This is a genomic window from Saccharothrix espanaensis DSM 44229 (assembly GCF_000328705.1).
GTDB lineage: Bacteria > Actinomycetota > Actinomycetes > Mycobacteriales > Pseudonocardiaceae > Actinosynnema > Actinosynnema espanaense.
The window spans coordinates 5,741,407-5,754,547 of record NC_019673.1 but is presented as its reverse complement, the minus strand read 5'-3'; the positions used below and the strand labels follow the sequence as shown (position 1 = coordinate 5,754,547).

Sequence of the window (13,141 nt, the reverse complement as noted above, 5' to 3'; positions counted from 1 at the left end):
CAGTTCCCGGAGATGCCCGTGGGGCGAGCACGAACCGAGCGGCACGCGATCCGCCCTGCCGATCCCGCGACGGTCACCGCCGCGCTGGCCTCGGCGGCGCGGATCAGCCCGTCCTGCGTCGTCGGGCAGGACGACACCGGCGAGCCGCTGCGCTCGTTCTACGACGACCGGGACGCCCTGGCCGAGGCCGTGCGGCGGGTCGGCACCCGGTACGAGGCCACCGAGGCGCGGGTGGCCGCCTCGACCCTGCACTTCCTGGTGGCGGCCAGGTTGTGGTCGGTCGCCCTGGGCGCGCTGGCGACCGGCGGTGTCGTACCCGACCTGAGCCGCCTGCGGTACCGGATCGACCAGGACGCCTCCGTGCGGCTGTCCCTGCCCGAGCCCGGGGGCTGGACCACCGGCGACCCCGCGCCCCTGCTGCTGCACACCGTGGTCGAGGAGCACCTGACCCCGTTCCACGTCGGGTTGCGCGCCGTCGTCAAGGTCGCCGACGGGTTGCTGTGGGGCAACGCCGGCGCGGCCCTGCGCAGTGCGTTGCGACCGCTGCCCGCCGGCCTCGGCACCCTCGGCGACGAGCTGCTCACCGCACCCGCACTGCGCGGCACCCTGTTGCCCGACGGCACCCGCCGCAGCTGTTGCCTGTTCTACCGCACGCCATCCGGAAACACCTGTCGCGCCTGCCCGCTGGCCGGCGCAGCCGTCACCAGGCCGGGGAAGTGCCATTCCTGACCTGGTCAACGGCGGCGGGCGAGGTCTCGCAGGCGGTGGGCGGTGGCGGTGGGCGGGAGGAACCAGGGGGTGCGGCGGAAGTACCACCGGGTGGGGAAGGGCGTGTCGGCGAAGGTCGTCTCGACCGGCAGGCCCAGCACTCGTCGTGCCACCTGCCGGCCCAGGTGCACCGCCATCGGCAGGCCCCGGCCGCAGTAGCCGACCGCGTAGTGCACGCCGTCGTCGGTGCCGAGGTGGGGCACCTGGTCGAAGGTGAACCCGAGCCGTCCGCCCCAGGCGTGGGTCACCTCGACGTCCGCCAGGGCCGGGAAGTAGCCGAGCATCGAGTTGTGCAGGCGGGTCTTGACCTGCGCGGGTGTCAGGCCCGTGGCGAGGTTCAGCCGGCCGCCGTAGACCAGGCGGCCTTCTCCGGTGAGGCGGAAGTAGTTCTTGCGGACGTGTGCGGTGGTCACGGTCCGGCGGCTGAGGGCGGCGCGCGAGTCCGGCGGCAGCGCAGCGGTGGCGATCATGTAGCTGCCCACCGGGTAGACCCGGCGGCCCAGTCGGGGGAGCAGGCCGTCGGTGTGGCCGTTCGTCGCCACCACGACGTGCTCGGCGGTGGTCTCGCCGGCCGGGTGCCGCACGGTGAAACCGTTGCCCTGGCGCAAGATTTTTTCCGCGCGAGCGTGTTCGACGTAGACGCCGCCACGTTCCTGGAAGTGCGCCACCAGCCCGCCCAGGAGCCGGTACGGGTCCACCGACGCCGAGCGCTCGTCCACCAGCCCCAGGCGGAAGCCCGCGCCGGGGAACTCCGCCGCCAGTTCGTCACCGCCGGCCAGCCGGAGCTCTTCCTGCGGCAACAACCGCCGCCACTGCCGGTACTGCGCCCGGATGTCCTCTTCCTGGCCCCGGTGCACGGCCACCCTGACGTGGCCGGCGCGGTGGAAGCCGGCGTCCAGGCCCAGTTCCGCGAGGTAGCCGGCGAACACCCCGGCGGCGTCGGACGATTCCCGCCACATCCGGAGCGCCCGCTCCGCACCGTGCCGCGCGGTCAAGGCGCCCGGTGTCGCGGTGCAGCCCAGGGCGATCGAGCCGAACGCCCGGCCGGACGCGCCGGAGCCGGCCGCCCCCGCCTCCAGCACGGTCACCGCGACGCCGCGGGCCACCAGGTCGATCGCCGCGACCAGGCCGGTGATCCCGCCACCGACGACGAGGACCCCGGTGCGCGGCGGCGGGGCGTCGCTCCTCGGTGCCCACGGCCGGTCCGCCCACAGCGCCGTTCCCGCCGTCACGACCACTCCCGGACGCCGCCGGTGCGCGCGGCGAGTTCGGCGAGGATCCGCGCCCGGTCCTGGTCGAGGTCGGGAGCGGCGGTGACCCGGGTCAGGTCCGCGACGTCGGAGAACTTGATCGGCGTGCCCACCACCTTCGGCAGCGCGCCGCCCCCGTCGACGTCCACCAGCATCGACCGCGCCGCCACGTGCGGGTCGGCGAGCATCCGGTCGACGGTGTTGATCGGTCCACAAGGGACACCGGCCGCACCCAGCACCGCGCACCAGTGCCCGGTGCCGGCTTGCGCCAGCAGCGCCTCGATCTCCCGCTGCAACGCGGGTTCGTGGTCCTTTCGGGCCTCGCCCTGCACGAAACGGCTGTCCTGCGCCAGGTCCGGCCGGCCCAACGCGGTGCACAGCGCGGCGAACAGCTTGTCGTTGCCGGCGGCGATCACCAGGTAGCCGTCGGCGGTGCGGAACGAGCCGAACGGCGGCGGCACCGCCGGGCGGTAGGTGCCCACCGGTCCCGGGGTCTCGCCGGTGGTCAGGTGCCGGCCGATCGAGTACTCCAGCAACGCCAGCTGGCAGTCCAGCATGGCGATGTCGACCTGGTTGCCGACCCCGGTCCGGGCCCGGCGCAGCAACGACATCGTGATGCCGACGGTGAGGAACAGCCCGGCCGCCAGGTCGCCGACGCTGACCCCGACCCTGGTCGGCGGGCCGCCCGGCTGCCCGGTCACCGACATCATGCCGGACATGCCCTGCACCACCATGTCGTAGGCCGGGCGGTCCCGGTGCGGGCTGCCCTCGCCGCCGAAGCCGGACACGCTGCCGTGGATCAACGACGGGAACCGCGCGTGCAGCTCGGGCCAGCCGTAGCCCAGGCGTCGCATGACACCGGGCCGGAAGTTCTCGGTCAGCACGTCCGCGTCGGCCAGCAGTTCCTCGAAGACCTCTCGGTCCGGCGCGGACCGCAGGTCGAGCGCGATGCTCTCCTTGTTGCGGTTCACCGAGTCGAAGTAGGCCGACCGGCCGTGTCCGTACGACCCGAAGTGCCGCGAGTCGTCACCGCCCGGCGGGCGTTCGACCTTGATCACCCGCGCGCCGTGGTCGGCCAGGATCATCGTGCAGTACGGGCCCGCGAGCACCCTGGTCAGATCGACGATCTTGATGCCGGACAGCGGTTTGTCGCCGATCGGGTCCACCTCGTCAGGCATGTGCCGCCCCCTCCTTGTCCACCGCCGTGCCCGGCGCGGTCCGCCGCCGCAACACCCACGCCCCGATCAGCAGGAAGGCGACGCCCGTGGTGATCTGGGCGCCGGCCACCGCCTGGTACAGCACCGCCGGGTCGTCCCCGCTCGCCAGCAGGAACAGCCACGGCACCAACAACGCGTAGAGGTGCACGGCGTTGGCGACCAGCGCGAGCCCCGGGCGGCCGAGCACCTGGAGCAGCGCGACGGCGGTCATCGTGACGCCCTGGAAGATGAACGCCAGCGCGGACAGCCGCAACCACCCGGTGGCCGTCACGGCGGCTTCGCCCGGCAGCCCGAACAGCTCGGCGACCGCCGGCGCGGCCAGGGCCAGCACCGTGCCCAGCAACACCCAGCAGCCCAGCATCAGCGCCAGTGCCGACAGCACGCCCTGGCGGACGCGGTCGGGTCTGCCCGCCCCGAAGTTCTGCCCGACGAACGGCACCAGCGCGAGGATGACGCTGTTCACCACGATCAGCGCGAACTGGTCGACCCGCGACACCACTCCGTAGGCCGCTGTCGCGTCGGTGCCGGCGTTGGACACCACACCGGTGATCAGGAACGCGGCACCGAGGGTCACCAGGTTGGTCAGGGCCACCGGCACGCCGAGCCGGGCGAACGCCGACAGGTCGGCGCGCAGCGTCGCCCGGTCGATCCGGCCGCCGAGCAGACCGCGCCGCCGCAACCGCAGCGCGACCAGGACGGTGGTGCACGCGTAGCCGAGTTGGAGCCCGAGCGCGATGCCGACCAGCGGGTCGTCCGGGAACGGCGGCGTGACGAACACCAGCAGGGGCGTCGCCGCGACACCGACCAGCAGCCCGGCCGTGGCCGCCTTGGCGGCACCGGGGGCGTCGCCCAACGCGCGCAGCATCGCGGTGGACACCCCGTAGAGGAACAGCACCGGCATGCCCGCGATCAACCAGCGCGCCAGGACCACCGCGTGGTCGAGGACCTCCGGATCCGCCCGGTACAGGCTCATGGCGGCCGGCGCGGCCACGGCCAGCAGCAGCCCGAGGGCCAGTGCCGTGGTGAGCGCGGCGAACGCGGCGTGGCGGACGAAGTCCGGCGAGGGCGGCGTGCCGGCCCCGGTGCGGGTGGCCAGCACGTTGCTCGCCGCGACGCTCACGCCCTGGCTGAGCCCGATGAGCAGGAAGATGATCGGGATCACCAGCGTGAACGACGCCAGCGCGTCGGTCGACACCGCGGCGGCGTAGAAACCGTCGAGCAGGTTGCGCCCGACCAGGATCACCGACGCCAGCAGGTTCGCCAGACCGGCTCCGGCGATGCTGCGCAGCACCGGCGCTTCGGTCAGCGAGGCTCTGGGGCGCAGGCTCATCGTGACACCTCCAAGGCGCCGAGCACGGCGTCGGCGGCGGCGGGCGCGTAACGGAATCCGCTGCCCGAACCGCCGTGCACGACCACCGGTCGGCCGGGTGCGGTGGTGACCAGCGGTCCGCCGTCGCCGGCGTAGGAGTCGCAGTGCACGCTCGCACCGCGCAGCGCGGACACCGCTGCGGGCGCGTACGCCGCCAGGACGGCACGGACGATGCGCAGGTCGTCCGGTGACGCGGCCGGAACGTCGTCCGGGTGGCAGTCCCACTCCGGCGAGGTGATGCTCAGCCACCACTGGCCGCGCTCGGGGCGGGGGAGCAGGAAGGCGTCGTGGTCGGCGAGGTAGACCACCGGGTCCGCCGGGCCGGCCGGCAGGTCCAGCACGTAGGACACGATCTTCTTGGTGCGCGGTGGTGGCGCGCCCGGCGGCAGGTCCGCGGCGGCCAGCCAGGAACCCTTGGCCAGGACGAGTTCCCGGGCCCGGACGCGCCGACCGTCGGACAGCTCCGCGGTGAACGCACCGGGCCCGCCCGACCACCCGAGCACCGGCGCGCACTCGTACACCGTCACGCCGGCGCTCCCGGTCAGCACCCGGCACAGCTCGGCCACCTGGCCGTGCAACGCCTCCGGCCCGCCGAGCACGACGGTGTCACCGGGCACGGCGATCCACGGGGGCAGCGCGGCTTCGGGCGTGGGGCGCAACGGCTCGGTGCACCGCTCCCGCAGCGCGTCCGTGTTGCCCTCGGCGCACAGGAAGTGGATCGGGAGGGTGCGCAGGGGCGCGTCCGGGCGCTGCCGCCGGTAGTCGGCGTACCACCGGCGGCTGTGCGCCGACAGCGCGCGCAGCCGGTCGTTGCGGGCCAACGGCGAGGCGATCGCCCCGGCGTGGCCGCTGCACCCGGAGCCGACCGTGCGCCGGTCCAGCAACGCGACCCGGCGGCCGGTGCCGACCAGCCGGTGGGCCAGCGCGCAGCCCAGGACACCCGCTCCGACGATCACGGTGTCGAAGTCCGGGACGTCCGGCGTGGCGGTGGGGCTCATCCCTGCTCCAGCCACCACACGGTGTGGATCGTGAGCAGTTCCGCGCCGTTGTTGTGGATGAAGTGGGTCTTCTGCGGCTCGAAGAACACGTAGTCGCCGGCGGTGACGGGGTGCTCGGCCCCGTCGTAGGTCAGCAGGCCGGAGCCGCCGGCGATCATCCAGCACTCCGACACCTGGTGGGTGTCCGGTTTGGACGTCGCGCCGGGCTCCAGCGTGAACCGGCCGCCCTCGAACGGGACGCGGCCCGCGCCGAAGGCGGTGAAGTCGGCCTCGTGCAGGTGCACCCCCGGCCGGCTGGAGGTCGGGGCCTGGAAGGGAACGCGGTTGACCATGGTGCTCCTCGGGTCGCGAACGGGTGGACGTCAGCCGGCGGCTGCCGCCGAGATCGCCTCCCGCAGCCGCGCGGGATCGGCGGGCGGGGGGACGGGTGCCGGCCCATCGGGGCGCGGAACCGTCGAGCCGGCGTAGGCCGCGTAGGCGGGTTCGCCTTCGGCACCGAGCGAACGCCACGCCCAGCGGCCCAGGCGCGGTGCGATCGGGTACAGCAGCAGCGAGAGCGCCTTGAGCCGGCCGTACCGGTCGGGGTCGCCGGCCGGGGGGCTCGCGGCCAGCCAGGACAGCACGGTCGCCACCTGCTCGGCCGGGTCGTAGACCGGGAAGCGGTGCCCGTCGCAGACGCGGGCGAAGACCTCCTCGAACCGGGCCGCGACGGCGGTGGTCGGCGCGGTGGCGGGAGCGTCACGCAGCTCCGCGACCGCGTCGACCACCGCGCGGCACACCGTGCCGAGGAAGATCTCGTTGTAGACGCGGACGAACTCGTCGACGTGCAGGTCGACCTCGGCCCGCGTCGGGCTCGACGCGGCGAGGGCGAAGCGGATGCCGTCGCTGTGCAGGCCGCACCGGCCGGTCAGGTCGGCGGCGTGCACCAGGTGGCGGGCGCTGGTGGAGATCTTGCGGCCCTCCAGCCGCAGGAACCGGTTCACCACGAACCCGTCGAACCCCTTCCAGCCCTCGACCTCCTCGCCGATCGCCTGGATGTTCACCATGTGCGAGACGGTGTTGTCGATGCCGAACAGGTTCACGGTGGTGACCGGCGAACCGTCGTCGAACGGGTGGCCGGCTTCGCCGGTCACCTCCCGGTAGAGGTCGCCCAGCAGGCGGCAGTAGCCGTAGAGCAGCCCGTGGCCGAAGTACCGCCGGCGCGAGCCCGGTTCCAGCGGGATGCCCCAGTCCGACGGTTCGCTGAGCCGGACCAGGTCGCGGCCGGCGCGGAACTGCCGGGCGACGACCTCGCGCAGGTCGTCGGGCACCCCGACGCGGGCCAGCGACGCCAGCCGGGCGGCGGGCTCCGCGATGTGGAAGAAGAAGTCGGACTCGGGCCGGAAGGTCAGGCCCTGCCCGGGGAACCGGGGCACGGGCGCGCCGATCTCCGCGGGGTCGAAGTGCGCCCCGCAGTCCTCGCAGAAGTAGCCCGACACGCCGGACCCGCAGTCCGGGCAGGTGCCGCACACCCACGCGCCGGAAGCGCCGGAACCGTTGTCCCGGAAGGGGAACGGCACGGTTTCCAGCCGAAGTCGACCGTTCGCCTTCGCCCGCTCCAGCACTTCGGCGAAGGAGGCGACGTACCGGTCCCGCCAGGTCGGCGAGAGCGGGTCGATGAACGCGTCCAGCTCGACGTCGTGCGCGGCGAAGTCGGCGCGGATCTGCTCGAAGTAGCCGTGCGCGACCTGGTCGGGGTCGCGGTCGTCCTGCGTCGCGCGCAGCGAGATGAACGAGTCGACCGGGTCGGTGCCGCCGACCACCGCGACCGACGCGCCGCGCGAGAGGTAGTGCCGCCGCAGCATGTCCTGGCGCAGGTACGGGCCCGCCAGGTGACCCAGGTGCAACCCGCCGTTGGGCGCGGGCTTGGCCGAGATCAGCAGGAACCGGTCCGCGGACCGGAGTTGGAGCGTCATCGCCACCGTCCTAGGAGAACCGCACGAGCGGGGTGTCGGGGTGCGTCGAGTAGACCTCGCGGCCGAGCACCCGGTTGGCGATCATGGCCGCGCGCCAGGCCGCGATGCTCAGGTTGGGGTCGGCCAGGCCGATGCACTTCCGGCTGCCGTTCTGGACGAAGATGCTGTTGGTCTCCTGGTGCCGCCACAGGACCTCGAAGTTCTGGCCCACCGGCGGGACCTCGTCCTTGACGTTCCCGGCCGCCGCGCAGTCGTGCCCCGCGCAGTCGTGCGCCGCGCTGTCGTGTCCCGCGCTGTCGTGCTTTTCGGTGGCGTCGATTCCGCCGAGGACGCCGCGCAGGTGGTCCCAGGAGGAGGGCGTGAAGCCGGTGGCGAGCACGACCGCGTCGGTCGTCTCGGTGCGCAACCCGTCGTCCAGCCACGACCTCATGGTCAGCTCGTAACCACCGCCGGGAGCGGGTTCCAGCCCGACCAGTTCCTGCCCGGCCCGGAAGTCGTAGTCGTACTCGTTGTCGGAGAAGAACATCCGGTCGTAGGCGAGCCGGTAGATGGCGTCGACCACGTGCTGGGTGATGCCGTCCGACGACATCGCCAACCGGTCCAGCAGTTCCAGCCGCTTGTCCTCGGCCGCCGCCCGGAACTCCCGGGTGAAGCTCGGCACGTAGAGTTCGTTGACGAACGAGTGGTCTTCGAGCTGGGAGAAGGCCAGCCGCCGCCCGTACCAGGCCAGTTCGCGGTGCGGCACGGTGTTCATCGCGTCGAGCACCACCTCCGCGCCGGTCTGGCCGCCGCCGACCACCGTGATCCGCGCCCCGTGCAGCCCTTCCCGCCGTTGCCGGTACTCCGAGGCGTGGAACACCCGGTCGCCCAGGTGCGGGCGCGCGCAGTCGGGCACGGTCGGCCGCGGGCCCGTCGCCACCGCCAGGTGCCGCGACCGGTGCTCCTCGCCGTTGACGCGGACCCGGAAGTGCTCGCCGTCGAACTCCACGGCCTCGACGGTCGACCCGAAGCGGGTGCTCGGCAGCGCGTCGGCGACCCAGCGGAAGTAGCGCTGGAACTGGCCGCGCCCGACCGCCCCGCCCCGGCGGTTGAGGAACTGGTAGAGCACGCCGCGCTGGGCCAGGTAGTTGAGGAAGCTGAACCGGCTGGTCGGGTCGACCGGGGTGACCAGGTCCTTGAGGTAGTGCACCTGGAGCTCCGAGGACTCCAGCAGCAGGCCGCCGTGCCAGGTCATCTCCGGCTGCCGGTCGAAGAAGACGGCGTCCCGGTAGCCGTTGTCCTCCAGCAGTGCGGCGAGCGAGAGGTTGAACACGCCGATGCCGATGCCGATCAGCCCGTAGGTCCGCGTGGTGCCGGTCATGTGGTGCTCCCCAGGACGGCGCGCACGTTCCGTCGGACGCCGGCCACGAAGTCCGCGGCGAGGGTCGCGGCCCGTTCGTGGCCGACGACCGCCGTCGCGTACGCCATCCTGATCAGGATGCCCCGGTCGGACTCGTGCACGTAGATGTTGAAGTCGAACTTCGGCCGGTACGGCAGGTCCAGCACCTGCTCCCGGAACTCCTCGCCCACCCGCGTCGCGCGGCCGGGCACTATGACGTTGTTGACGTGGAAGCCGGTCACCGGGAACACCGGGTCCGCGGGCGACGCGCCCACCCGTTCGGCCAGGTCCTGGTACTGGTAGGCACGGGCGTCGACGGAACCGAACAGCTCCTGGTTGACCCGCCGCACCAGATCGCGGAACTCCGCCGGCCCGCGCACGTCGCAGCGCAGGCAGAACAGGTCGACGAAGTAGCCGACCAGGTCGGCCAGCTCCTCGTTCTCCCGGCCGTGGTAGAGCACGCCCACCGACACGTCGTCGCGGCCGTACAGCTCGGCGGCCCGCTCGAAGAAGTTGGCCAGCAGGAAGCCGAACAGGCTCGACTCGCAGGCCGCGGCGGCGTCCCGGGCGGCGGCGCTGAGCTCGTCGCCGAGCAGGAACACGCGCATCGCGCCGGTCCGCTCGCCGTCGTCGGCGGGCAGCCGGAAGGGCTCGTGGTCGGCGGGGTAGCGCTGCTCCCAGAACGTGCGCGCGCGGTCGAACTCCGGGCCGGCGGCCAGGTCGTGCTGCCACCGGCAGAAGTCCTGGTACTGCACCGGGGGCCGGGGCAGCCCGGCCAGGGTGCCGGCGAGCGCCGCCTCGTACGCGGTGCGCAGCTCGACGGCCAGGGTGCCCTCCGAGTAGGCGTCCAGGAGTCCGCTGAACACCCCGACCGCCGCCCGCACCCCGCCCTGCGGCAACGGGTCGAGCAGCACCTTCAGCAGCGGCGGGGCGGCCAGGTCGAAGGTGTGGGTGCGCAGCGCGGCCTCCAGCTCCGCCCGCCGCCCGTCCTGGTCCTCGGCGGTCAGCCGGGCCTCGGACACCTCCGGCGACACCGACGCGGCGATGCGCTGGTGCAGCACGCCCGCCGCGTCGGTGAAGAACCCCGTGCGGAGCAGTTCGTGCCGCTGGACCACGTTCGCCACGGCCGCGCGGAACGCGTCGGCGTCGGCCCACTCGTCCACCAGCACGCTGATCCGGCCCGAGCGGGCGGGATCGATGTTGTAGGTGAGGAAGTAGCGCACCTGCTGCGGGGACGCCGGCAGTTCCGCCAGCGGCGGGCGCGCCACCAGGGCGTACCCGGTCGACGTGCCGGGTGCGCCGAGGACGCCGGCCAGCCCGGCCGGGGTCGGGTGGTCGAAGACCTCGGCGAAGCCCGGTGCCGTCCCGAACCGCTGCCGGACCCGGGAGACGACCTTCGCGACGGTCAGCGAGGTCCCGCCCAGCTCGAAGAAGTTCTCCCGCGGCCCGACCCGCGCGCGGCCCAGCACGTCGGCGAAGATCTCCCGCACCGCCTCGACCGCCGACGACGTCCGGGACAGCTCGTGCTCGGCCCGCCGCACCGCGGCCACGTCCTGCGGCAGGTCGTCGGGCGCGCGGTCGAGGCAGTCGTCCAGGCGGTCGAGCAGGAAGCGGTAGAGGCTCGCGACCGCTTCGGCCCGCTCCGGCGCGGCGTCGTGCTCCACGACCAGTTCGACGCCGTCGACGTGGGTCAGCGCCAGGTCGCCGCCCGGCAGCAGGGCCTCGACCGGGGACAGCGTTGCGGCGGCACCGCCGAAGACCGGTCCGGGGGTCGGCCCCGGCCGCTCGGTGAACCGCACCCGGGGCACCAGGTCGGCGGGCGCCGGGAGCGGCAGGTCCTGGTGCTCGTGGGCGTCCAGCACCCGGTCGCGGACCGCGGTGAGGAACTCCCGGACGGTCGGCGCGGACGGCAGGGGCAGCAGCGCCGTGGTGGCCACCGGGCCCAGCACCTCGGCGAACGCCCCCGACCGGTTGGGCTGCTCGACCGCCACGGCCCGCGCCAGGCCCAGCCGGTGGGCCGCGAGGAGGAACGCGCCCAACCTCAGGATCGTGACGGTGGAGCCCAGTTCGGCCGCGATCGCCGCCACGTCCGCGGTGGGCGCGGGCGCGGTGAGCCGCTGCACGGAGGCGGCCGGGGCGCGCAGGACGGCGGGGTCGACGGTCAGCCGGGCGCGCCGGGCGGCGGTGACCGGGTGGGCCAGGTAGCGCGCCTGCGCGGCGGTGAACTCGGCGTAGCCGACCGGGTCGGCGGGCTCGGGTTCCCCGTTGTGCAGCCGGGCCAGTTCGCCCAGGGCGAGCGCGAGGGTCCGCGCGTCGGCGACCAGGGGGTGCGCGGTCAGCTCGATCAGGGTGTCGTCCCCGTCCGGGCGGACGTGCAGCGCGAACGCCGGTCCGGAGCGCAGGTCGACCGGCGTCCCGGCCTGCTCGAACGGTGCCTGCTCGAACGGTGCCGAATCGGCCAGGGCGAGCCGGCCGTCCGCCACGACCGCGCGCAGGATCTCGTGCCGGTCCAGCAGGCGGGCGAACGCCTTCGCCAGCGCTTCGGGATCCACCTCGCCCGCGCAGCGCACGCTCTGCCGCAGCACCGACCGGGCCGCGCCGTGGTCCGGCTCGACGGCGAGGGCCGCCTGCTGGGCGGGGGACAACGGCCCCGGCACGGGCGGGTCGTCGAGCCGTTCGACCCGGTCGCTCACCCGGGCCAGCAGGTCGAGGATCGCCGGCTTGTGCGCCTTGACCCGCTGCACGACCTCCTTGGGCAGCGCGGTGACCGGGCCGTCGAGCCGCAGGTTCCCGTCCTGCGCCCGCACGGTGACCGAGTGCTCGCCGAGCTCGCGCAGGAGGTCGTGGACGGGACGGTCGTCCACAGTGGACTCCACTGGCGGGTCCGGCACCACCGTGATGGTGATGCGGTCCACCAGTTCCGCGATCGTGGCGTCGATGTCCTCGTCCGGGCCGCACTGCGCGACGAGGTAGCCGATCTCGTAGCCCTTGAACCGCACCTCCGGCGGCACCATCCGCTGACCGGGGCCGTAGAGCTGCATGAAGTCGCGGCACCGCGAGTCGCGGCGCACGTCCTGCACGCCTTCGATCCGGTCCAGCACCCCGAAGTCGGGCGGCATCACCACGCGCGAGGCCGCGAAACCCCGGAAGCGTCCGGTGTAGTCGTCCAGCGCCAAGGGGGAGTGGCCCTGCACCACGTCGAGCACGGCCTGGTACGGGTTGAGGCCGGGCTGGGCCAGCGGGATCAGGTGCGAGTTGATCAGTTCTCCGCCCAGCCTGCCGCCGACCTCCAGGACCCGGACGCCGGCGTCGGTCACCATCAGGTCGACGTGGAAGCCGCAGTGGTCGATCCCGGTCGCGGCGACGGCCCGGCGCACCAGGTCGAGCGCCTCGGCCAGCACCGCCGCCGGCAGCCGGGACGGCACGACGTTCTGGTACTGGAGGGGAAGCGACCGGTCGAACAGCTTGTCGGCGACGCCCAGCGTGATCACCCGGCCGCCGCTGACGACCCCGGCCACGGAGTGCTCGCTGCCGGTCAGCTCCTCCTCCACCAGGACGGCGTCCTCGTAGTAGTGGAACATCTCGCCCGCCTGCGCCGCGTTGTAGCCGGTGAACTCCCGGTAGGCGGCGATCGCGTCGGCGGCGTCGGCGACCCGCCGGATGCCCCGGCCGCCGGAGTTCCCGGCCGGCTTGAGCAGGCAGGGGACACCCACCTCGGCGACGGCCGCGGCCAGCTCGTCTTCCTGGCGCACCACGGCGTAACGGGGGTTCGCGCCCTCGATGCCGTCCAGCAGCCGGCGCGTGAGCACCTTGTTGCGCACGTTCACCGCCGCGCGCGGGCTGGTGGTGTGCAGGCCCAGCCGGGCACCCAGTCGGGCGGCCAACTCCACCTCGCGGTCCTTCCACGCCACGACGCCGTGCACGGTGAGGCCGTGGCGCGCCAGGTCCTCCACGATCACCTCCTCGGCCTTGTCGTAGTCGCCCACCGGCGCCTCGATCACGTGGGTGAGCGGGTAGCCGCGGTAGGCCGCCGGGGTGGGGGTGGCCACCACGAGCCGGTACCCCTGGTCGAGGGCCGCGCGCAGCTCGGCTTCCCGCTCGTTGGGCAGTTCCCGGGTGTCCAGGTAGAGCAGGCAGCGTTCGGCGTGGGGATCGTTGCGGGCGAGCATCGGTGCGCCTCTTCTCAGCGGGTTCCAGCGCGGGACG

At 73.6% G+C, this 13,141-nt stretch carries 9 protein-coding genes; 1 reads left to right on the top strand and 8 read right to left on the bottom strand.

The features are described 5' to 3' along the window. Positions 1-18: 18 nt before the first annotated feature. Entirely contained in the window at positions 19-729 is a 711-nt protein-coding gene (locus BN6_RS24880) for a (2Fe-2S)-binding protein (protein ID WP_015102519.1), read from the top strand. Between the two features lie 5 nt (positions 730-734). On the opposite strand, the gene BN6_RS24875 is transcribed toward BN6_RS24880, so the two are convergent. The 8 genes from BN6_RS24875 to BN6_RS43025 are packed head-to-tail and all read right to left on the bottom strand — an operon-like array spanning position 735 to position 13,104. Then, the gene (locus BN6_RS24875) at positions 735-2,000 is read right to left on the bottom strand and encodes an NAD(P)/FAD-dependent oxidoreductase (RefSeq protein ID WP_015102518.1); all 1,266 of its coding nucleotides are present in this window, start codon (positions 1,998-2,000) and stop codon (positions 735-737) included. Then, positions 1,997-3,196: a CaiB/BaiF CoA transferase family protein gene (locus BN6_RS24870; protein ID WP_015102517.1), complete on the bottom strand. Its 1,200-nt coding sequence runs from the start codon at positions 3,194-3,196 to the stop codon at positions 1,997-1,999. Before BN6_RS24870 ends, BN6_RS24875 begins: the two co-directional genes overlap by 4 nt. After that, positions 3,189-4,565: an MATE family efflux transporter gene (locus tag BN6_RS24865; protein WP_041313909.1), complete on the bottom strand. Its 1,377-nt coding sequence runs from the start codon at positions 4,563-4,565 to the stop codon at positions 3,189-3,191. The genes BN6_RS24870 and BN6_RS24865 overlap by 8 nt, the downstream gene beginning before the upstream one ends. After that, entirely contained in the window at positions 4,562-5,602 is a 1,041-nt protein-coding gene (locus tag BN6_RS24860) for an NAD(P)/FAD-dependent oxidoreductase (RefSeq protein WP_015102515.1), read from the bottom strand. The genes BN6_RS24865 and BN6_RS24860 overlap by 4 nt, the downstream gene beginning before the upstream one ends. Next, the gene (locus BN6_RS24855; RefSeq protein ID WP_015102514.1) at positions 5,599-5,934 is read right to left on the bottom strand and encodes a cupin domain-containing protein; all 336 of its coding nucleotides are present in this window, start codon (positions 5,932-5,934) and stop codon (positions 5,599-5,601) included. Before BN6_RS24855 ends, BN6_RS24860 begins: the two co-directional genes overlap by 4 nt. Before the next feature lie 30 nt (positions 5,935-5,964). Next, entirely contained in the window at positions 5,965-7,557 is a 1,593-nt protein-coding gene (locus tag BN6_RS24850) for a class I tRNA ligase family protein (RefSeq protein WP_015102513.1), read from the bottom strand. Between the two features lie 10 nt (positions 7,558-7,567). After that, positions 7,568-8,917 (bottom strand): lysine N(6)-hydroxylase/L-ornithine N(5)-oxygenase family protein, encoded by a 1,350-nt coding sequence (locus tag BN6_RS24845; RefSeq protein WP_015102512.1) that lies wholly within the window; start codon positions 8,915-8,917, stop codon positions 7,568-7,570. Further along, positions 8,914-13,104 carry a condensation domain-containing protein gene (locus tag BN6_RS43025; RefSeq protein ID WP_015102511.1) on the bottom strand — a complete coding sequence of 1,397 codons (4,191 nt, stop codon included), beginning with the start codon at positions 13,102-13,104 and terminating at the stop codon, positions 8,914-8,916. The genes BN6_RS24845 and BN6_RS43025 overlap by 4 nt, the downstream gene beginning before the upstream one ends. Between the last annotated feature and the right edge of the window lie 37 nt (positions 13,105-13,141).